Genomic DNA, 21,288 nt, shown 5'->3' with positions numbered 1-21,288 from the left:
TGTGGAATTCTGTGTGTGGATAAATGGAACTACTCCGTCGCCATGCCTGCACCGGCTGTGCCGAATGTTGCGGGATTTCTGTGGACTCTAGTCACGATACTAATGCCAATGGCCGTGACCACCCTGTGACGCAGCCGCAAGACCCCCGCCTGTTTGACCGGGTTTTAGCTGCGCCGCTTTCAGCTGGCAGGCTCTTGGACGTTCCGCAACGCGTAGATCCCCTCAAGCACCTGCGCATTTGAACGTGGTGCTTTCAGGCTGTGACGCAGGCCCTTGAGAAGCCCGCCCAACAGCACTTTGCGGTTGGAAGAGGCAGCAATGGTACGGGTCCAATTACGCAACGACGCACCGGTGAAAAGTACCTTTTCCCACGGCGCCAAGGCATTGGAACGGGTGTAGACCCACAGCTTGTTCCGAACCTCGTAGTAGAAGCGCGGTCCGGGGTCAGCACCGGCGTCGCCAAAGACTTTGGTGTGGTGATTGGCCACCGAAGCTTCCGTGGTCAGCGCTGTTCCCTTGCGCGAGACCCTGGCAGTGTACTCAAGGTCGTCGTTCCAGATGAAGTAATCCGCGATAGGCAGGCCGTATTTCCTGATCTGTTCGGCCCGGATCAGGACTGACACAAAGGAAGCACTGCGAATTTGCGTGGCACCGACGCGTGCGGCAGCGTTGCGAGCTTCTTCGCTGGCACCCATCCGGGGCCGCATACGGTTCATGGGGTGGTCCCGGCCATCGGTCCAGACCACGCGGCTGGCAATGAAGGCCGGCGTATCTCCCGTTTCCTGCTGATAAGCAGTGGAAACATCCAGCGCTTCGGCAAGCGCGCCCGGTTGGGGTTCTGTGTCATCGTCCATGATCCAGACGTGGTCCGCGCCGTGGTCCAGCAGGGCGCGTTCCATTCCGACCACAAATCCACCAGCACCGCCCACATTGGCTGTGAGAGTGACGACGTCCGTAGCCAGCGGCCCTTGATAGTCCCGCAGGAACTCTGCGGTTCCGTCGGTGGAGGCGTTGTCCACCACGACGACGGCGTCCGGAACCCGGGTGCCGGCCGCGATGCCCGCCAGTGTGGTCTGGAGGAGATCACGCCGGTTATAAGTCACCACGACGGCGACCACAACAGCTTGGGACGTCATTTACTTGCCTTTGGTCTTGGGTGATTGAAAACGGCGCCGAACCAACAGGCCGGCAAGCTTCCACGGCTCGATGAAAACTCTGTAAGCAACCCTGCCCGGGTGGAGGACCAGACGCCAGGCCCATTCGAGCCCCAGCCGCCCCAACCAGCGTGGCGCCAGTTTCTGGATGCCTGCAACCTGCTCGATTGCGCCTCCAACGGCGCAATAGGTAGCTGGCGGCAATTCCCCCAGCCTGCGATGCAGGACATGCTCCTGGAGCGGCATCCCCAGACCCAACAGCACCAGTTGCGGCCGGAACGTGTTCAGCCAGCCCACTACGGCGTCTTCAAGGGCGCCATCCCATCCTTCGCCGGGCATGCCGTCCACCGTGGCGCCGGGAATGATGGACCGCAGGCGGGCCACCGCTTCGGTATTGGCCTCCCTGCCGGCGCCGACCACAGCAACCCGCTGCAATCCGGGAACCTTTCCGAGTTCAGGGATCCAGTCCATGGAACCTAAACGGTACGCCATGGCCCCTTCGCCCAAGGGCAGTCCTTGCCGCTTCCTGGAAACCCCCCACAGCAACGTGGCGGGGGCTCCATCCAGAAGAACTATGGAGCTTGCCTCATACAGGGCGCGGACATCTGGACAGGAATGGAACAGCGTGATGCTGTGCAGGTTGTGGCCGAGCACAGTGCTCGTGTTTCCCGCAGCAATGAGCCTGCCCATGGCCTCAATGAGTTCATTGACGCGCAACGGAGTAGCGTCGACGTCGAGGACGGGGACGCGCTGGCGGTCCGGAATCATTCGGACTTGGCTTCTCGTGGGGCCGGCGGCTCCACATGGTGGTCAGGCACCGATTCCTCATCGGACGTGGCTTCGACGTCGACAACGGCGGCATCGGTCACCTCGACCGGCGCGTCATCCGCAGTGGGGGTCTCCGCGGCAGCAACTCCCTCTGCAGGTTCCGCAACCTCGGCGGGTACAGTCTCGCCAAAGCCGAGGAGGGTCGGAACGATTGCACGGAGGCTCTCCAAAGAGATGGCTCCCTGGCGAACTACGCGGAACGGGGTGGCAGTTGCGTCCACAATCGTGGACGGCAGCGCCGCAGTACCTTCAACGGGCCTGAATCCGCCCTCAAGGTAAACCTCTACGGATTCGGCCAGTTGCATGCGTGCTTCCGCAGCGGTCTGGGCTGCTTCCTGGCCGGTTCGGTTGGCAGAGGATACGGCCAGCGGGCCCGTCAGTCCGAGGAGTTCCAAGGCAATCTGGTCATCGGGCATACGCAGGGCCACAGTGCCCTTGGTCTCACCCAGATCCCAGTCCAATGAGGGCTGGGCATGGAGGATCAACGTCAACCCGCCCGGCCAAAATGCCTGCGCCAGCGCGCGGGCATCGGCAGGTACGTCGGCGGCGAGGCCATCCAAAGCGTTGATCCTGGGAATCAAAACAGGCGGAGGCATCTGCCGGCTGCGTCCCTTGGAGGCCAGCAACATGGTCACGGCCAAAGGCGAGAAGGCGTCTGCGGCAATGCCGTACACAGTGTCCGTCGGCAGCACGATGCACTTCTTCTCACTGATGGCACGCTGGGCGTGCTGAAGTCCTTCAGCCCGCTGGTCATCGGAAGTGCAGTTGTAGGTTGTGGTCACAGCGCTATTCTTTCACTCATCAGGGGCGGCGCTTGCCAGCACCGCGCTGGTGGCCCGTTCCTTACCGTTCAAGTCGAAGTGCGTGGTGACGTCGTTCCAACGTCCCGTGCGCTGCAACATCCCGGCGATCCAGCCGGCTTGGACTTCGGCGTGTTCCATCACGAAGTACCCGCCGGGCTTCAGTAGCCGGACCGCGGAGGCAGCTGCCGCCGTCGGGAGTTCCATGCCGTCCGCTCCCCCACCGTACAGTGCCTCGGGAGGATCGTGCAGCGCGACTTCCGGTTCTGTGGGTATCGCCTCTGCGGGGATATATGGCGGATTGGAGACGACGACGTCGAAGGTTCCGTTATGTTCGGGCAGCGCATCGCGGAGGTCTCCCTGCACGAGGGTGACACCCAGCGGCTCCAGGTTCTTCGCAGCCCAAGCATGCGCGAAAGTGCTGTATTCCACGGCATGGACGTCAGCGCCTGGCACCTCGTGGGCAATCGATCCGGCGATCGCACCGGATCCAGTGCCGAGATCCACCACTTTCGGGTTCGGCATACCCTTGACGTGGTCAATGACCAGCTGTACCACCGACTCCGTTTCCGGCCGGGGTATGAAAACGCCAGGCCCCACACGCAACTCCAGGTACCGGAAGTAGGCGACGCCGGTGATGTGCTGCAAGGGAACACGGTCCGCCCGCTCCTGCACCAGTTCTCCATAGCCATCCGGCGCGGGAGCATCGCCCAGCAGCATGGCCCGCAAGCGTCCCAGCCCCACACCCAGCAGGTGTTCGGCCAGCAACTCCGCGTCCACGCGTGGCGTGGGGACACCGGCGTCGGTGAGAACGGCAGTAGCCTCGCGAACTGCGTCCGCGAGGCTCTGGCCTTGGTAAAACGTCATGGATCTACTCTGCTGTTGATATGCGGCAGGGTGCTATTCGCCGATGGCGTCCAGGCGTGCTTGCTCGTCCGCCTCAATGGCCGACTGGATCACAGGCTCCAAGTCGCCGTTCATGACGGCGTCAAGGTTGTACGCCTTGTACCCGGTGCGGTGGTCCGCAATGCGGTTTTCCGGGAAGTTGTACGTGCGGATGCGCTCGGAACGGTCCATGGTGCGGATCTGCGACTTGCGCTGCTCCGAGTTGGCGGCGTCGATCTGTTCCTGCTGGTGGGCCAGGAGGCGGGCGCGGAGAACTCGCATGCCGGCTTCGCGGTTCTGCAACTGGGACTTCTCGTTCTGCATGGCCACCACGATGCCCGTCGGCAAGTGGGTGATGCGGACAGCGGAGTCGGTGGTGTTCACGGACTGGCCGCCCGGACCCGAGGAACGGTAGACGTCGATCTTGAGGTCGTTCTGGTTGATCTCAAGCTCTTCGGGCTCGTCCACTTCAGGGAGTACCAGCACGCCGGCCGCCGAGGTGTGGATGCGGCCCTGGGATTCGGTCACGGGCACGCGCTGCACACGGTGCACGCCACCTTCGAACTTCAACCTCGCGAAGACGCCCTGCGCGGGATCGTTGGAGTTGCCCTTGATGGCCACAGCAACGTCCTTGTAACCACCAAGATCGGATTCGGTGGCCGAAATCATTTCGGTCTTCCAGCCCCGCGACTCGGCGTAGCGCATATACATGCGCAAAAGGTCGCCGGCGAACAAGGCAGCTTCATCGCCACCTTCGCCACCCTTGACTTCAAGAATGACGTTGCGCGCATCGTCAGGGTCACGAGGGATCAGCAGACGGCGCAAACGCTCCTGAGCAACGGGAAGCTGCTCCTCCAACTGCACAACCTCGGCTGCAAATTCAGGATCCTCATCAGCCATCTCTTTGGCTGCTTCGAGATCATCATTAAGCCCGCGCCACTTGTTGTACGCCTCCACAATGCCCTGAAGCTGAGCAGACCGCCGCCCCAACTTCCGGGCCGCAGACTGATCGGCATAAACAGCAGGATCACTCAACTGCGCCTGGATAGCAGCATGCTCATCAAGCAATCCCTGTACGGACTCAAACATTTTCAAACCTCTTTCGACTTCTACAAGTCTAATAACTGCATCGTGGGGTCACGCACAGCCCATCTGGGGCCCACTGGGCCGTTTCTGACCTCACGTGGTGTCGGGCCAAGGATTCCTTAAACAAAGACCGCTCAAAATATGCCGGCCAGGGAGTGGCTTCGGGCCTGCCGGAGCCGGGTAGCTTCCGATCGTAGATCGGAAGCTACTCGGCGTAGGGGCGGGGCCGGCATATTTTGAGCGGTTAGAGCACAGCTATTTGTCGTTGTCCGACTTCGCTCCGAGCGTGGTCTTCTGAACCTGCATGAGGAACTCGACGTTGCTCTGCGTCTCCCGGATCTTGTTGGTCAGCAGCTCAAGGCTCTGCTGCTGCTCCAGGCCGGAAAGGACGCGGCGCAGCTTCCACATGATCTTGACTTCTTCAGGCGAGAGCAGGTTCTCTTCGCGGCGCGTGCCGGACGCGTTGACGTCCACGGCCGGGAAGATGCGCTTGTCTGCCAACTGGCGGGACAGGCGGAGCTCCATGTTGCCGGTGCCCTTGAACTCTTCGAAGATGACTTCGTCCATCTTGGAGCCGGTCTCAACGAGGGCCGTTGCCAGGATGGTCAGCGAGCCGCCGTTTTCGATGTTGCGTGCAGCACCGAAGAACCGCTTGGGCGGGTAGAGGGCTGCGGAGTCCACACCACCGGACAGGATACGGCCGGAGGCCGGTGCTGCCAGGTTGTAGGCGCGGCCCAGACGGGTCATGGAGTCCAGGAGGACTACAACGTCCATACCCATTTCCACGAGGCGCTTGGCGCGTTCGATGGAAAGTTCGGCGACCGTGGTGTGGTCGTCGGCGGGACGGTCGAAGGTGGAGGCAATGACCTCACCCTTGACGGTGCGCTGCATGTCCGTGACTTCTTCGGGACGTTCGTCAACCAGAACCATCATGAGGTGGACCTCAGGATTGTTGGTGGTGATGGCGTTCGCGATGGACTGCAGGATGAGCGTCTTGCCCGCCTTCGGCGGGGAGACGATCAGGCCACGCTGGCCCTTGCCGATCGGGGCCACGAGGTCAATGACACGCGGGCCGATCTTCTTGGGGTCCGTTTCGAGGCGGAGGCGCTCGGACGGGTACAGCGGTACGAGCTTGGCGAACTCCACGCGGTCCTTGAGCTCTTCCGGAGTCTTGCCGTTGACGGAAGTGACGCGAACCAGTGCGTTGAACTTCTGTCGGGCTGACTGCTGGCTGCGGTCTTCGCCGTCACGCGGTGCACGGATGGCGCCGACAACGGCGTCGCCCTTGCGGAGGTTGTACTTCTTGACCTGGGCCAAGGAGACGTAAACGTCGTTTGCCCCGGGAAGGTAGCCGGAGGTACGGATGAACGCGTAGTTCTCCAGGACGTCCAGAATGCCGGCTACGGGAAGCAGGACGTCGTCCTCGGTGACCTCGACGTCGTCGACGTCCGGTCCCTGCGCGCGGCCACGGCGACGTTCGTTACGGTCGCGGAAGCGGTCGCTGCGGGTGTTTCCGTCACGGCTGTCCTGACCTCCCCGACGGTCGCTGTGGTCGTTCTGGTCGTTGCGGTCACGACGGTTGCGGCGGTTGCGGCGGTTGCCGGTGTCATCGCCATCGTTGGTGTCTTCACGGCGGCCGCGGGTGTTGTCGCGGCGTTCGCGCTGCTCGCCCGAATCCGACTGTTCGCGCTGCTCACGCTGTTCCGTGCGGTCAGCACGCTGCTCACGCTGTTCGCTGCGGTCGGCACGCTGCTCACGCTGTTCCGTGCGGTCAGCACGCTGCTCACGCTGCTCGGCTGCGGGGGCTTCCGCCGCTTCAGCCGGTGCTGCAGCAGCTTCGCCGCGGCGACGGTTGCGGGTGCGCGGCTGGCGACGCTCGGTGCCGGACTCAGCCGCTTCAGGTGCTGCCGGTGCTTCAGCAACCGGCGCAACTGCGGTTTCAGCGGGCGCAGCAGCGGCTTCAACAGCAGCTACCACGCCATCGCTGGTGGCGCGGCGGCTGCGGCCACGGCCACGACCGCGGGAAGCTTCCTGGGCCGGAGCCTCGGAAGCTGCCTCGGCAACAACACCGTTATCGGCAGCTTTGCCCTTGGTCTCCCGGGCAGCCTTGGCATCCACTGCCGGAGCTTCCTTGGCCACCGCAGTGGCTCCCTTTGCCGAGGCACTGGCCTTGGCGGGTGCCTTGGTAGTGGTGGTGCCGGCGCGATGGGCGGAAATGGCGGTCACCAGATCCCCCTTGCGCATACGCGATCCCCCGGAGATGCCCAGCTGGCTCGCGAGAGCCTGAAGCTGGGCGAGCTTCAGGCCTGCAAGGCCGCTGCTCTTGGTGGTTGCTGCTGTTGACGACTCAGCAGCAGAAGATGTTGTGTCCACAGCTGAAGCCAGCTCAGTGGTTTCTGTCACGAAGGATCCTTCCCCCTCGACGGCGTCCAGAGCGAGAGCTGGACGCGATGATTTGTTCTGGGCTGCAGTTCAGATCTGCAGCCGGTGATTTGGGCCGTGCCTGATGGATTGTGGCCAACAGGGCCGGATACTGATCGTCATCACTGGATCCGGTTGCCCGGACTGCCGGCTGTAGTTCAGGGAACAGAGAGATCTCGGCACCTGAGACTGGCCGGAAAGAGACGACACCACCAACGTTGGCACAGTTGACGAAAGGTACGGCGAAACACCGAGATCCAAAATCAGGGAACTGCCCGCGGCTTTACCGGCGGTGCACTTCCACTCTAGCACCTTGGACGTCCACAGCCAGCGTCATCACGCGCCAGCCAATGTCGGGTGTGTTGGACGCCGTGTAGGACTCAATGAAATCAGCAACAGTGGCTGCTTCGCTTTCCCCGTTGGCCAGCACCATCACAGTGGGGCCCGCACCGGAAACAACGGCCGCATGGCCTGCGGACCGAAGCGCCGCGATGAGGTCGGCGCTGGGGCGCATGGCCTGTGCACGGTAGCTCTGGTGAAGGTAGTCCTCGGTAGCAGGCAACAGGAAGGCCGGTTGCGCCGTGAGGGCGTGGATCAACAGGGCAGCGCGTCCTGAATTCATGGCCGCAGCATGATGGCCCACGGATGCAGGGAGCAAACCTCGTGCGGTCTCCGTGGACAACTCGAAGTCCGGGACGGCAACTACCGGAGTGACTGAAGGCGCAACGTCTGCTTTGGTACTGCTGTACTGCTCGCTGTCCTGCCAGGACAGCGCCAGTCCGCCGAAAATAGCGGGTGCGACGTTGTCCGGGTGGCCCTCCATCTCGCTGGTCAGCTGCAAGATCCAATCGCGATCCTTCCGCGATTCCTCCGGCACCAAGGCGTTGGCGGCGGTCACGGCTGCCACCACGGCAGAAGCCGAGGATCCGAGGCCACGTCCGTGGGGATTGACGTTGTCCGCGGTGATTTTCAGCCCGGAGTGCTGGTATCCGAGGCGATCCAGCGCAAGATCAATGGCTCGCACCACGAGGTGGCTGGAATCCCGGGGAAGGGTCTCGGCCCCTTCACCGGAGAGCTCAAACTCGAGCTCTCCGGTGCTGAGGGTTTCCACCGTCAAGGTGTCGTAAATAGACAAGGCCAAGCCGAGGCTGTCGTAGCCGGGGCCCAGGTTGGCGCTTGTACCGGGGACCTTGACGGTCAGCCGCTGGCCTGCCGCGACGAGCGCACGATCAGTCGCGGTGGGCTGCGTTGATTCCACTCTTACTTTTCTTCCAGTCCCAGTTCTGCGGCAACGGTGACGACGTCGTTCGGCACCTTGACAGGTTGAACATCACTGCCATCGTCAGTGCGGAGCGCCCACTGCGGGTCCTTGAGCCCGTGACCGGTAACCGTGATGACGATGGTCTTCCCGGAGGGAACCTCGCCTGCAGCGTGCTTCTTGATGAGGCCTGCGACGCCGGCAGCGGAGCCGGGTTCAACGAAGACGCCTTCCTTGGCGGACAGCCAGCGGTGGGCTGCCAGGATCTCATCATCCGTGACGGCCTCAATCAGGCCACCTGATTCGTCGCGGGCGGCAACAGCGGTGTCCCAGGACGCCGGGTTGCCGATGCGGATGGCAGTGGCGATGGTGTCCGGCTCCGTAATCGGGTGTCCGGCAACGAACGGAGCCGCCCCTGCAGCCTGGAAGCCCCACATGATGGGCGTTTTGGTGGAGACAGCCGGCAAGGTTCCGTTGGCGGTCTCGAAGGGCGCGGAATATTCCTTGTAGCCCTTCCAGTAGGCGCTGATGTTGCCGGCATTACCGACAGGCAGCACATGGATGTCAGGAGCATCGCCGAGTGAATCGACGATTTCGAACGCGCCGGTCTTCTGGCCCTGGATACGGGCGGGGTTGACGGAGTTCACCAGGAACACCGGGTAGGACTCACCCAGTTTGCGGGCAATGTCCAGGCAGTTGTCGAAGTTGCCGTCAACCTGCAGCAAAGTGGCGCCGTGCGCGATCGCCTGGCTCAGTTTGCCCATGGAGATCTTGCCTTCGGGAACCAAAACGGCACACTTCAGGCCGGCCGCCGTGGCGTAGGCAGCCGCCGAGGCAGAGGTGTTACCGGTGGACGCACAGACCACGGCCTTGGCCCCGGCTTCAACTGCCGCCGTCATGGCCATGGTCATGCCACGGTCCTTGAAGGAACCCGTGGGGTTCATGCCTTCAACCTTGAGGTACACCTCTGAGCCGGTGAGCTCGGAGAGCTGCCGTGCATGGACCAGGGGTGTACCGCCCTCGCCGAGGGTAATGACCTTGGTGGCTTCCGTTACGGGCAAACGATCAGCGTATTCGCGGATTACTCCGCGCCATTGGTGAGCCACTTAGACTCCTTCTACCCGCAGTACGGATGTCACAGAATTGATGACGTCAAGGCCCTTGACGGCCTCGACGGTTGCTGCGAGTGCAGCCTCGGATGCACGGTGCGTCACGATCTTCAGCTCAGCCGATTCGACGTTCGACTCAGAGTCGCGGTGGATCGTCTGACGCATGATCTCGATGGAGACACCGTTTTCCGCAAAGATATGCGCAATCCGCGCCAGAACGCCTGCTTGGTCAGCTACGTCCAAGCCAATGTAGTAGCTGGTGTTGGAGGCGTCGATGGCCAGCGCCGGGACGTGCCCCGTGGTGGTTTCCGTGCGGCCCGGGCCACCCAGGACCAGGCGCCGCGCTGCGGAGACGAGGTCGCCAAGTACGGCAGAGGCGGTGGGAGTTCCGCCTGCACCCTGGCCGTAGAACATCAGTTCGCCGGCGTTCTCCGCCTCGATGAAGACGGCGTTGAAGGCACCACGGACGGCGGCCAGCGGGTGTTCCCGCGGCAGCAGTGTGGGGTGGACGCGCACTGAAATTCCGCTGCCGTTTTCGGAGTCGATCTTCTCGGCAATCGCCAACAGCTTGATGACGAATCCGGCTTCCTTGGCAGAGGCGATGTCAGCGGCGCTGACCTTGGTGATGCCTTCGCAGTAGACGTCGTCCAGGGAGAAGCGCGTGTGGAAGGACAGGGACGCGAGAATGGCGGCCTTCGCCGCGGCGTCATGTCCCTCGACGTCGGCAGTGGGATCCGCTTCGGCGTATCCGAGGCGCTGGGCTTCAGCCAAGGCGTCAGAGAACTGCGCACCAGTGGTGTCCATCTGGTCAAGGATGAAGTTGGTGGTGCCGTTGACGATGCCCAGAACCCTGGTGATGCGATCGCCGGACAGGCTGTCGCGGATGGGGCGCAGGATGGGGATGGCACCGGCTACCGCGGCTTCGTAGGACAACTGGACGCCGGCTTTGTCGGCCTCTTCGTAGAGTGTGGGGCCGTCCTGAGCCAGCAGGGCCTTGTTGCCGGTGACAACACATGCGCCGTTCTGGATGGCCGTCAGGATCAACGAACGTGCAGGCTCAATGCCTCCCATGAGTTCGATCACCAGATCTGCATCCTTGACCAGGGTGTCGGCATCCGTGGTGAAAAGTTCACGCGGCAGTTCGACGTCACGCGGGGCATCGATGGTGCGTACGGCGATGCCGGAAAGTTCCAGGCGGGCGCCGCTGCGGGCAGCCAGGGCGTCGGCGTCGTCAATCAGAATCCGCGCGACCTGGGCCCCCACGTTGCCACAGCCCAGCAGGGCCACCTTCAAGGTTCGCACTTCAGACATTCGCCACTCCCATGTCGCGGTTCAAGAGATCTTCTTCGGTTTCCCCGCGGACAATCAGCCGGGCAGCTCCGTCGCGTACAGCGACAACGCCAGGCCGTGCCAGGTAGTTGTAGTTGCTGGAGAGGGCCCAGCAGTAGGCGCCGGTCCCCGGTACTGCGAGCAAATCACCGGCTGCCACATCCGCGGGCAGATATACATCTCTAACAACTATGTCGCCGCTCTCGCAATGTTTGCCCACTACGCGGGACAGTTGGGGAGCTGCTGAGGAGTCACGGGAAGCCAGAATCGCCGAATAATCCGCGTCGTACAGCACCGGACGGGCGTTGTCGCTCATTCCGCCGTCCACTGACACATAACGGCGCGGATACGTAACGTTCTTTTGGCCGTCCTCACCCTCAGGGGCGTCAACGCGGACGGTCTTGAGGGTGCCCACTTCATAAAGCGTGAACGTGGTGCTGCCGACGATGGCCCGTCCGGGTTCGATGGAGATGCGCGGCGGCGTGATGTCCAACTCGGCGCAGGTGGAACGCACGACGGCGGCCATCGCCTCCGCGATCTCGGCCGGAGGACGGGGTGTGTCCACCGCGGTGTAGGCGATGCCGTAGCCGCCTCCGAGGTCCAGTTCCGGCAAGACAATGGAGTACTTGGCCTGCATGGCCGCGAGGAAGCCCAGAAGCTTCTCCGCAGCGACAGCAAAACCATCCGGTTCGAAGATCTGCGAGCCGATGTGGCAGTGCAGGCCGAGCAGTTCGACGCTTGAGTAGGAGGTGGCTGCTGCCACAGCTTCCTCGGCTGCCGAAAGGCCGGCTTCCTCGGTGGAATCTTCCGCCATGGACAGGCCAAACTTCTGGTCCTCGTGTGCGGTGGCGATGAACTCGTGGGTATGCGCGTGCACACCAGGTGTCAGGCGCAGCATGACCTTGGCAACCTCGCCGCGGCTGGAAGCTATTTTGGCAACCCGCTCGAGTTCATCGAGGCTGTCCACCACGATCCTGCCCAGCTTCATATCCAGGGCGCGGTTGATCTCCGCGTCCGATTTGTTGTTGCCATGCAGCCCCAGATTGGAGCCATCAATGCCGGCACGGGCAGCGACAGCGAGTTCGCCGCCCGAACATGTATCCAGGCGCAGGCCCTCTTCTGCTACCCAGCTGGCCACGGCAGTGCACAGGAAGGACTTCCCTGCGTAGTAGACGTCCACTCCCCCGCAGATGTCGGCGAAGGCGGCGTCGAAGGCATCCTTGAACGACCTGGCGCGGGAGCGGAAGTCCGATTCGCTCATGACAAACAGTGGAGTTCCGAACTGTTCCTTGAGTTCACTGACGGACAAACCGTCAACGGTGACCTCACCGGCGTCGTTCTTTCCAACCCCGGCGGCCCACAAAGGTTCCTGGAGTGCGTTGAGGTCCCCGGGTACGGCCAACCATTCAGGAGCAAGCGGAGAAGCGTGATCTGCGGCTGTGTTCATTGCCCTACATCCGTTCCGGCGCCGAAACGCCCAGCAGTTCGAGTCCGTTGGCAAGTACCTGGCTGGTGGCGTCATTGAGCCACAAGCGGGTGCGGTTGACGTCAAGGACGGGATCGTCCCCCTGGGGCGACACCCGGCAGGCGTCGTACCAGCGGTGGTAGGCCCCGGCAATGACTTCAAGGTGGCGTGCCACGCGGTGCGGCTCGCGCAGCTCAGCAGCCTTGGCCACAATGGACGGGTAGCTGCCAAGGTAGGAAAGCAGCTCGTTTTCCGTGGCGTGGTCCAGGAGCGATGCGTCGAATGCATCCACGCCATCGACCTGGCGCTCTACACCGGCTTCGGCAGCGTTGCGTGCCGTGCCGCGGGAACGGGCGTGGGCATACTGCACGTAAAACACCGGATTCTCGTTGCTGTGCTTCTTCAGCAGTTCCGGGTCCAGCGTCAGGGGCGAGTCGGCCGGGAAACGGGCCAGGGAATAGCGGACGGCATCCTTGCCGAGCCAGGAAATGAGGTCCTTTAACTCGATGATGTTGCCGGCACGCTTGGACAGCTTTGCGCCGTTTACCGACACCAATTGGCCGATGAGGACCTCGATGTTGACCTCGGGATCATCGCCCGCGCAGGCCGCGATGGCCTTCAGGCGGTTGATGTATCCGTGGTGGTCTGCACCGAGCAGGTAGATCTTCTCAGTGAACCCGCGGTCCTTCTTGGAAAGGTAATAGGCAGCGTCCGCGGCGAAGTAGGTCGGTTCGCCGTTGGCACGGATCATGACGCGGTCTTTGTCATCACCGAAGTCGGTGGTGCGCAGCCAAACGGCACCGCCGTCGTCAAAGACGTGGCCCTGCTCGCGAAGACGCGCAACAGCGGATTCGATCGCACCGGCGTCGTGCAGTTCCTTCTCCGAGAAGAAGACGTCGAACTCTACGCCGAATTCCGCCAGGGTCGTCTTGATATCTGCCATCTGTGCCTCATAGGCAGCGGAACGGATCACAGGGAGGGCGGCCTCGTCCGTCAGTTCCCGGATGCCGGGGTGTGCGTTGAGGACTTCGTCGCCGAGCTCCCGGATGTACTCACCCGGGTAGCCGCCCTCAGGGACGCCGCGGCCGTGAAGCCTGGAAAGGACGGAGTTGGCAAAGACGTTCATCTGCGAGCCGGCGTCGTTGATGTAGTACTCAGCGGTGACGTCCGCACCTGATGCGCGCAGGACCCTGGCAATCGCATCACCCAAGGCCGCCCAACGGGTGTGCCCAATATGCAGCGGTCCGGTGGGGTTCGCGGAAACAAACTCCATGTTGACCACGCGACCCGCGAGCGCCTGGTTGGTTCCGTAGCTGGCGCCGGCCTCAACGATGGCCTTGGCGAGGGCACCGGCGGTGGCGGCATCCACGGTGATGTTCAGGAAGCCCGGACCAGCGATTTCCACCCCGGTAACGCCGGGAATGCCCTGCAAGTGGTTGCTGAGGATGCCGGCGAAGTCGCGCGGATTCATACCGGCCTGCTTGGAGAGTTGCAGGGCGATGTTGGTGGCCCAGTCTCCATGATCCCGGTTCTTGGGTCGCTCCACCCGCACGGAATCGGGCACGGCAGATTCCGTCAAGGTAATTTCGCCGGTAGAGACGGCGTCCTTTAGGCAGGCGGATATGGCAGCAGAGAGTTCTTCGGGAGTCACGCTTCTAGCCTACCGGGGGCCCGCAAAGTCGCGGAATTGGGGGTCGCTTATGTGGACAATCCAGTCACAGCCTGCTCACAGGAATGAGTGGCGGACGACACAGACTGAACCATTACGCTGAAATCAACGTTGTGAAGACGTAGGAGGTGGCCTCGTCCGTCATCCCGCGAGTACTAGTCCCATGACCATTTCTTGTCCAGTTGAAACGAGCAGAACCATGACTACGCCACTCCGCAAGAGCATTTACGCCGGAATTGCCGGCCTTTCACTCATCGGCACGGTGGCGGGCTGCGCGCCATCTGCGCAGTCCCCGTCCGCTGAATCCACGCCGGCTGCCGAGAATGGCGGCCAGGCCAGCACGTCCAGCCCCACCTCTTCTTCTACCGCGTCCGGCTCCACTGCCGCGGGCACCCCGGCATACAAGGACGGCACCTACAGCGCCGACGGCACGTACACCTCCCCCAACGGCCAGGAGACCGTGGGCGTGGAATTGACGCTTGCCGGTGACACGGTGTCTGCGGTCAACATCACTACGCACCCTTCGAACCCCAACACCAAAAAGTTCCAGGGCGAGTTCGCCGGCGGCATTGCGGCGCAGATTGTTGGCAAGAAGATCGATGAACTCAATGTCTCCAAGGTGGCTGGTTCCTCCTTGACGTCCGGCGGGTTCAACGAAGCCGTGGAACAGATCAAGTCCCAGGCCAAGTAGCACCATGCCGCACGCGGACTGGAGTTCCTTCAGTTTTGACGGCATCGGGACGCACTGGGAAATTTCGACGCCGGAGGCACTGGGACCCGCGGTGCGGCACCAACTGCTGGAAACCGTCAGTGACTACGACACGACGTATTCGCGGTTCAGGCCGGACTCCCTGGTATCCGCTCTGTCCCGCGAACCGGGCAGGATCACTTTGCCCGGGCATGCCTCAGCCCTTCATGACGTCTACGCTGCCCTGTATCGGCTCAGCGGGGGCGCCATGACCCCACTCATCGGCAGCAGCCTGGAACGGCTTGGCTACGATCCCGGTTACACGCTGGCCCCCTTCGGAAATCCCCAGGCCCCGCCACGTTGGGAGGACGTCCTTGAGTGGGCGGGTACGGCCCTGACTGCCACCGAACCAGTGGTCCTGGATGTTGGGGCCGCGGGAAAGGGGCAGCTGGTGGACCTGCTGGGCGGGGTCCTGCAGTCAACGGGCCATTCTGAATTCCTGGTTGATGCGAGCGGCGACATGCTCCATGCGGGCACCCATCCTGTGATGGTCGCCTTGGAACATCCCTATGATCCCGGCCAGGCCATAGGCACGGTTGAACTGAACAATTCAGCCCTCTGTGCCTCGGCGTCCAACCGGCGGGCCTGGGGCGATGGCCTGCACCACGTCCTGGATGGGACCACAGGCAGGCCCATCCACACCACGGTGGCTACCTGGACCATGGCTGCGAGCGCATTGGTGGCGGATGCGTTGGCCACTGCCCTGTTCATGCTTGAACCGGTCCGCTTGCAGGATGAATTCGATTTCTCCTGGCTCAGGGTGTCCTCCAGTGGTGCCGCCACGTTTTCGCACCGTTTCGAGGGGAGACTGTTCACATGATTGCCGCCAAGTCCCGCGTAGACACCTGGTTGGGCCGCTTCACGATGTACCGCTTGATTCTGTGGGTGCTGGGTGTGCTGGTGGCCTACAGCATGCTCCTCAACATCCTGGGCTGGCTGACGTTTGGCCTCCCGGAGATGCTGGTGCATTTGGTGCTCTGCCTGGCGGTGACGTACGCGTCCAACCGGCTCCTGGCACTGATCTTCCGCGTCAAGCCACATACGGAGTCATCCCTGATTACGGGATTGCTGCTCTATTTCCTGTTCTGGCCTGCCTTCGGAGTCACTGACATGACAGGCGTGGCCTTGGCGTGCGTGGTGGCCAGCGTTTCCAAATATGCGCTGGCCTTCCGCGGGCGGCACATCTTCAATCCGGCCGCGGCCGGGGCGTTCGTCACTGGCCTGACCGGGTTGAACATCGCCACGTGGTGGGCTGCGACCCCTGCAATGCTGTGGCTACTGGTTCCGGGGGTGCTGCTTGTCTTGTATCGCACGCGGAAAATGTTGATGGCAACCGTCTTCCTGGTGGTGGCTGCAGGCATCATCACGGTGGAGCTCCTGAGCCGCAGCATGACGGTCGGACAGGCGCTGTGGCAGTCCTTGGCGCAGAGGCCTCTGCTGTTTTTTGTGGGCTTCATGCTCTCGGAGCCGCTCACCCTCCCTCCCCGCCGCTGGCAGCAGTTGGCGCTTGCCGGTGTGGTGGGTGTTGTGTTTGCGGTTCCCTATAACTTCGGCTTTGTTGCCAACTCCCCCGAGCTCGCTTTGTTGCTGGGTAACCTCCTGGCTTTCTTCCTGGGCCAACGGGGCGGGGTGGAGCTGACGTTCAAGGGTTCGCGTGCCCTGACTCCAGGCAGCACGGAGTTCAGGTTTGAGCCACAGCGCCCCGTGCGGTTTGCTGCAGGCCAGTTCATGGAGCTCAACCTGCCGCACGCGGCTTCCGACGGCAAAGGCCGTCGGCGGGTCTTCAGCATCACCAGCGCCCCGGGCGCCCCGGAAGTGACCTTTGGAGTTGGCACGGCCGAGCCTCTGTCCACGGCAAAGAAGGCGCTGCTGGCTTTGAAGCCCGGCGACAAGCTCTCTGCCACGGCCGTAGGCGGTGACTTTGTTCTACCGCACGACGCCGGCAAACCGGTCCTGCTGATCGCTGCAGGAATCGGTATTACACCTTTCCTCTCACACCTGTCCGCTGACACCGCGCCTCGCGACACCGTGGTGATGTACCTCGCCAAAGGCCGCGATGAGTTGGCCGGTGCTGAGCAGTTGGAAGCCTCCGGGGCCAGGGTGATCGCCAGACTGGCGGACGGTTCCGCTCCCCCTGCGTTCATGGTCGACGCCGGTGCCGCCAGAATCGACGCGGAGCGCCTTAAGGAGTTGGTCCCTGACGTTGCGGATCGCGAAGTCTTCGTTTCCGGCTCACCCGCGAGCGTTGATTCGCTGCGTGCTGCTGCCCGCTCTGCAGGGGCGCGCCGTATCCACGTCGATTCGTTCGCCGGGTACTGATGCGGGGGGCCAGTCCGGACGGTCCAGTGCGGGGTTTGCCGCCGGTGCGTCGGGTTTTCATTTGCGGCGCAGTGACTGCTAAGCTCTAGGACGTCCCACCGGCAACGGAGGGAACCCTGGATGCCCTCGTAGCTCAGGGGATAGAGCGTCTGCCTCCGGAGCAGAAGGCCGTAGGTTCGAATCCTATCGAGGGCACAACGAATACCCCGCCAGTGAACTGGCGGGGTATTTTTGTGTCCGGTGCCGGCTATCAGTTCGGGGCTTGCCGGGCGTACACCGCAATATTGTCGGCGGCTGCTTTTAGGCTGAATCCACTTGGTCTTTCCGATAGCCAAAGGGGTTTGCCGTGATGTGCTCGATCGTTCCTCCGTACATGCTTCGCAGGATTGCCGCCCAGAGCGAGCCACGGCTGCGGGCCGTGGCCAGGGCAGCCAAGGAGTCGCTGCTGCACATCAAGGACCTGCAGGCCATCCGCACAGCACCCATCCCGGCGGCACCGCCCAGCGCCCGCCAGACAAAGCCGGGCCCGCCCCAGCGGACTATTTTCGATGCCGAATCCACAGAGACCCTGCCCGGCCGTGTTGTCCGCAAAGAAGGCGCCGGGCCAGTCGGGGACGTGGCGGCCGATGAGGCCTACGACGGCCTTGGCAGCACTCACCGCCTGTATGGGGAAATCTTCGGCAGGGACTCCATCGATGATGCGGGCCTGGCCCTGGATGCAACTGTCCACTACGGGAAGCTCTACGACAACGCCTTCTGGGACGGATCGCAAATGGTCTTTGGCGATGGCGACGGCCAGATCTTCCAGCGCTTCACCAAGTCCGTCAGTGTCATCGGCCATGAACTCGCCCACGGGGTGACCCAATACACGGCCAACCTGGCGTACCGGAACCAGGCCGGTGCTCTCAACGAGTCCATGTCTGACGTCTTCGGTGTCCTCGTGGAGCAGTACCTGAAGCAGGAGTCTGCGGCGAAAGCCAGCTGGCTCATCGGTGAGGGCCTCTTCACAGACCAGGTCCAAGGCGCCGCGCTGCGCTCCATGAAGGCACCGGGCACCGCCTACGACGACGACGTCCTCGGCAAGGATCCCCAGCCGGACTCCATGGACACTTACGTGCGCACCAGCGCGGACAACGGTGGAGTGCACATCAACTCCGGCATCCCCAACAAGGCTTTCTACGTGGTGGCCTCGGAGCTCGGTGGCAATGCGTGGGAGGCGCCCGGCCAGATCTGGTACGGGACGTTGACCAGCGGCTCCCTCCCCGCGACCTGCACCTTTGGAAAGTTTGCGAAGACCACCGTGGCTACCGCCGAGGAACTCTTCGGCTCAGGTTCCGCGGAGCATGACGCCGTCCTCAAGGCGTGGGAGACTGTGAAGGTCAAGGTTTAGTCGGTTGGCGGACCGGACAGCTTGGTGCGGTCCCGCTGGCTGACTGACGAGGAAACGTCGAACGAGAAGCAGCCGGCCATGAAGATCACCGTCCAACGCAGTGGGGGAATTGCAGCGATGACGCGCGTCTGGAGCGTGGACGCAGTCTCCCCTGATGACAAGGAACGATGGGTTCCGATGGTTGAGGCTTGCCCTTGGGAGGAAGCCAAGAGCCAGTCACGGGCGGCCAACCAACCGGACAGGTTCATGTACTCCATCAGGGCAGGCCAACGCCGGGCCACCCTCCCGGACCGTGCCGTCACCGGGCCTTGGCAGGAACTGGTGGAATGTGCCAAGGCCGAGGGCTCTGAGTCCCGCGGCCGTCTGGGAAGCCGACGCTGAAAGCCCCGGGTATACTGAACCGGCGCGTCCCTAAACAGCTTCCGCCATCTGCCCACGGAACGCACGACGATAACTCTGCGGACTGGTGTCGAGCACCTTGGTGAAATGGTGGCGGAGCAGCACGGAATGTCCGAACCCCGCTTCCCTGGCAATTTCGTCGATGTTCAGCTCTGTGGTCTCCAAGAGCTCCTGGGCCCTGAGCACCCGCTGCGAATTCAGCCAGGCAGCAGGAGTCGTTCCCGTCTCTGCCCTGAAGCGGCGGGCGAAAGTCCTCGGTGACATGTGGAGGCGGGCCGCCAGCTCGTTCACGCTGTGTTCCTCGTCGAGGTGCTCAACCATCCACCGGAGGAGTTCCTCCATGGGCGCCGATCCGCAGCGGGGCATGGGCCGGTCGATGAACTGGGCCTGCCCGCCATCACGGTGCGGCGGAACCACCATGTCCCGGGCGATGGCAGCAGCTACGTTGGCTCCCAATTCGACGCGTACCAAGTGTAGGCAGGCATCGATGCCGGCCGCGGTGCCTGCGCTGGTGATGATGGTTCCGTCCTGCACATAGAGGACGTTCTCGTCCACGATGGCCCCGGGGTATCGGCTGGACAGATCCTGTGAATAGTGCCAATGCGTGGTGCAGCGCCGCCCTTCCAACAAGCCAGCACGGGCCAGCGCGTAGGCCCCGGAGCAGATGGACATCACCCACGCGCCCCGTGCGTGGGCTGCCCGCAGAGCCTCCAAGACCGACTCGGGGACGGCTTGGTCCCGCCCGAAAGGCGCCATGATGACGAGGTCCGCGTCGGCGGCAGCGTCAAGGCCCAGGTTCACGTGGAGGGACAGCCCGGACTTCATGCGGATGTCCCCCGGCTCCGGCGCACATACGCGGAAGTCGAAGGCCGGAACTCCGGCGCCTCTGTCCGTTCTGTCGATCCCGAAGACCTCGAAGGCCGTGCCGAATTCGAAGATCGAGAAGTCGGGAACAACGATCACCGCCACTGATTTCAACATAAATCCAGTGTGGCAGAAAATTATCTAAATGGGGCATTTCTGCCACTGTTTCTTGACCTCCCACAGGAGCAGTCTGGAGACATGGAAATTTTCGGAATCATCCTCTTCATCGTCCTCATCACCGCGGTCGCAGCCACCGTTTCAGCCTTGTTGAAGGATGGACGCGGCCATAACCCGCCCATCCAGTCCACGGAACCCTGGAGTGCTTTAGACGCTCCCAGCACCCCGTACTGGAACCCCCGCATCTACTAATACATGCCGGGCCACTGCACACCTTCGAGAAAATCAAACCTGCCAGCCAACGCCGGCAACCCACAGTGTCCACCCGACGCCCGCCCGTTCTCGGAATTATGCGCAGATTCCCAGAACGGCGGGCGTCCCTCTGTATGCCACAGGTAGTAGAACAGCCGTCCATGCCGGTGCCCCATGGACTAGATTCACTTGCATGATCCAAACCTCTGCCCGCCTCCTCCAGCTGTTGTCACTGCTGCAAGTGCGCCGGGAATGGACGGGCCCAGCCCTCGCGGACCGCATGGGCGTCACCGAACGGACCGTGCGACGCGATGTCGACAAGCTCCGTAACCTCGGGTATCCCATCCACGCCTCCCCGGGGATCGCAGGCGGCTACCAATTGGGGGCCGGCGCGCAGCTGCCGCCTCTGCTGCTGGACGACAACGAAGCCTTGGCAGTTGCCTTGGGGTTGAACTCAGTAGCCGCGGGACCCGTCGCCGGTATTGGCGAGGCCTCCGTCCGCGCCCTGGCAAAGCTGGAACAAGTGTTGCCCTCCCGGCTGCGTCCGAAATTCGCCATGCTGAAAGCAGCGGTCACTACCCTTCCCAGCAACGCAGCCACGGTTGATCCCCAGCAGCTGACGGTGGTTTCAGCCGCAATATCGGACCGGCGCCAGATCTCTTTTGACTACGTCAAGTCCGACGGCGAATCGGCACGACGCCTCGTGGAACCCTACCGGCTGGTGGACACCGGCCGCCGGTGGTACCTGGTGGCCTGGGATGTGGAGCGGGAAGACTGGCGGACCTTCCGAGCCGATCGTTTTGCTTCGCTTCCGTCCGAACGCAAAAAGTACATGCCACGCCCCTTGCCTGCCGAAGACCTTGCAGCCTACGTGCAGCAGTCCATCACCCGGTCTCCGTACAGGTTCGACGTCGTGGTGCGGCTCCGCGCGCCGCTCGCGGAGGTGGCCGCCGTCGTCAGTTCGCAGTATGCGACGCTGACCGCTGACGGTCCGGCAGCAACCATCCTCCGATCCGGGTGGGACAACCTTGCTGCACCGGCCGCGTATCTTGCCGCGCTGGACATGGACTTCGAGATACTGGAACCGGAAGAATTCAGGTCCTTCGCCCGGCATCTGTCCCACCGGCTCACTGCGGCAGCAGGGACTGTGACGGACGCAGCGGACGGGGAACCGCGGTCACAGTAGACTGTCAGC

19 protein-coding genes and 1 tRNA gene are annotated in these 21,288 nt (G+C 63.0%); 8 read left to right on the top strand and 12 right to left on the bottom strand.

Annotated elements, in window-relative coordinates:
• Window positions 1-179: 179 nt before the first annotated feature.
• The 11 genes from ACIQLI_RS10700 to argS form a co-directional block, all read right to left on the bottom strand.
• On the bottom strand, window positions 180-1,136 hold the full coding sequence (locus tag ACIQLI_RS10700) for a glycosyltransferase (RefSeq protein WP_400387965.1): 957 nt from the start codon (window positions 1,134-1,136) through the stop codon (window positions 180-182).
• On the bottom strand, window positions 1,137-1,922 hold the full coding sequence (locus tag ACIQLI_RS10695; RefSeq protein ID WP_400387962.1) for a WecB/TagA/CpsF family glycosyltransferase: 786 nt from the start codon (window positions 1,920-1,922) through the stop codon (window positions 1,137-1,139).
• Window positions 1,919-2,764 (bottom strand): L-threonylcarbamoyladenylate synthase, encoded by an 846-nt coding sequence (locus ACIQLI_RS10690; RefSeq protein WP_400387960.1) that lies wholly within the window; start codon window positions 2,762-2,764, stop codon window positions 1,919-1,921. The genes ACIQLI_RS10695 and ACIQLI_RS10690 overlap by 4 nt, the downstream gene beginning before the upstream one ends.
• A gap of 12 nt (window positions 2,765-2,776) precedes the next feature.
• Window positions 2,777-3,649, bottom strand: a complete 873-nt coding sequence (prmC, locus tag ACIQLI_RS10685) for a peptide chain release factor N(5)-glutamine methyltransferase (RefSeq protein ID WP_400387957.1) — start codon at window positions 3,647-3,649, stop codon at window positions 2,777-2,779.
• A 33-nt stretch (window positions 3,650-3,682) separates the two neighbouring features.
• A complete protein-coding gene (gene prfA, locus ACIQLI_RS10680; RefSeq protein WP_089595544.1) occupies window positions 3,683-4,756 on the bottom strand; it encodes a peptide chain release factor 1 in 1,074 nt (357 codons plus the stop codon).
• Window positions 4,757-5,008: 252 nt separating this feature from the next.
• Window positions 5,009-7,156 (bottom strand): transcription termination factor Rho, encoded by a 2,148-nt coding sequence (gene rho, locus ACIQLI_RS10675; RefSeq protein ID WP_400387953.1) that lies wholly within the window; start codon window positions 7,154-7,156, stop codon window positions 5,009-5,011.
• Window positions 7,157-7,457: 301 nt separating this feature from the next.
• Window positions 7,458-8,432: a homoserine kinase gene (gene thrB, locus ACIQLI_RS10670; protein ID WP_354228315.1), complete on the bottom strand. Its 975-nt coding sequence runs from the start codon at window positions 8,430-8,432 to the stop codon at window positions 7,458-7,460.
• A 2-nt stretch (window positions 8,433-8,434) separates the two neighbouring features.
• Window positions 8,435-9,538, bottom strand: a complete 1,104-nt coding sequence (gene thrC, locus ACIQLI_RS10665; RefSeq protein ID WP_089595547.1) for a threonine synthase — start codon at window positions 9,536-9,538, stop codon at window positions 8,435-8,437.
• Window positions 9,539-10,852, bottom strand: coding sequence for a homoserine dehydrogenase (locus ACIQLI_RS10660; protein ID WP_354228312.1), 1,314 nt, complete (start codon window positions 10,850-10,852; stop codon window positions 9,539-9,541).
• Window positions 10,845-12,317: a diaminopimelate decarboxylase gene (gene lysA, locus ACIQLI_RS10655; protein WP_400387948.1), complete on the bottom strand. Its 1,473-nt coding sequence runs from the start codon at window positions 12,315-12,317 to the stop codon at window positions 10,845-10,847. The genes ACIQLI_RS10660 and lysA overlap by 8 nt, the downstream gene beginning before the upstream one ends.
• 4 nt (window positions 12,318-12,321) lie before the next feature.
• Window positions 12,322-13,986, bottom strand: coding sequence for an arginine--tRNA ligase (gene argS, locus ACIQLI_RS10650; RefSeq protein ID WP_400387945.1), 1,665 nt, complete (start codon window positions 13,984-13,986; stop codon window positions 12,322-12,324).
• A gap of 217 nt (window positions 13,987-14,203) precedes the next feature.
• Here argS and ACIQLI_RS10645 point away from each other — a divergent pair, with 217 nt between their 5' ends.
• The 6 genes from ACIQLI_RS10645 to ACIQLI_RS10620 all read left to right on the top strand — a co-directional run bounded on the left by ACIQLI_RS10645 (window position 14,204) and on the right by ACIQLI_RS10620 (window position 18,842).
• A complete protein-coding gene (locus ACIQLI_RS10645; protein ID WP_400387942.1) occupies window positions 14,204-14,695 on the top strand; it encodes a hypothetical protein in 492 nt (163 codons plus the stop codon).
• Window positions 14,696-14,699: 4 nt separating this feature from the next.
• Complete coding sequence (locus ACIQLI_RS10640) at window positions 14,700-15,572, top strand: FAD:protein FMN transferase (RefSeq protein ID WP_400387939.1); 873 nt, start codon at window positions 14,700-14,702, stop codon at window positions 15,570-15,572.
• Window positions 15,569-17,071, top strand: coding sequence for an FAD-dependent oxidoreductase (locus tag ACIQLI_RS10635; RefSeq protein ID WP_400387936.1), 1,503 nt, complete (start codon window positions 15,569-15,571; stop codon window positions 17,069-17,071). The genes ACIQLI_RS10640 and ACIQLI_RS10635 overlap by 4 nt, the downstream gene beginning before the upstream one ends.
• 122 nt (window positions 17,072-17,193) lie before the next feature.
• Window positions 17,194-17,266, top strand: a tRNA-Arg gene (locus ACIQLI_RS10630).
• Window positions 17,267-17,420: 154 nt separating this feature from the next.
• Window positions 17,421-18,461 carry a M4 family metallopeptidase gene (locus ACIQLI_RS10625; RefSeq protein WP_354228605.1) on the top strand — a complete coding sequence of 347 codons (1,041 nt, stop codon included), beginning with the start codon at window positions 17,421-17,423 and terminating at the stop codon, window positions 18,459-18,461.
• 78 nt (window positions 18,462-18,539) lie between these two features.
• Complete coding sequence (locus ACIQLI_RS10620; protein WP_354228300.1) at window positions 18,540-18,842, top strand: protealysin inhibitor emfourin; 303 nt, start codon at window positions 18,540-18,542, stop codon at window positions 18,840-18,842.
• A 30-nt stretch (window positions 18,843-18,872) separates the two neighbouring features.
• On the opposite strand, the gene ACIQLI_RS10615 is transcribed toward ACIQLI_RS10620, so the two are convergent.
• Window positions 18,873-19,841, bottom strand: a complete 969-nt coding sequence (locus ACIQLI_RS10615; RefSeq protein WP_400387932.1) for a GlxA family transcriptional regulator — start codon at window positions 19,839-19,841, stop codon at window positions 18,873-18,875.
• 81 nt (window positions 19,842-19,922) lie between these two features.
• Between ACIQLI_RS10615 and ACIQLI_RS10610 the strand changes: the two genes are divergently transcribed.
• Complete coding sequence (locus tag ACIQLI_RS10610) at window positions 19,923-20,093, top strand: hypothetical protein (protein ID WP_400387929.1); 171 nt, start codon at window positions 19,923-19,925, stop codon at window positions 20,091-20,093.
• Between the two features lie 193 nt (window positions 20,094-20,286).
• Complete coding sequence (locus ACIQLI_RS10605; RefSeq protein ID WP_400387926.1) at window positions 20,287-21,279, top strand: helix-turn-helix transcriptional regulator; 993 nt, start codon at window positions 20,287-20,289, stop codon at window positions 21,277-21,279.
• Window positions 21,280-21,288: the final 9 nt, after the last annotated feature.

The sequence above is a fragment of the Paenarthrobacter sp. NPDC091669 genome, assembly GCF_044756725.1.
GTDB lineage: Bacteria > Actinomycetota > Actinomycetes > Actinomycetales > Micrococcaceae > Arthrobacter > Arthrobacter bambusae_C.
The sequence above is the reverse complement of the archived record's forward strand: the minus strand, read 5'-3'. Positions and strand labels throughout refer to the sequence as shown.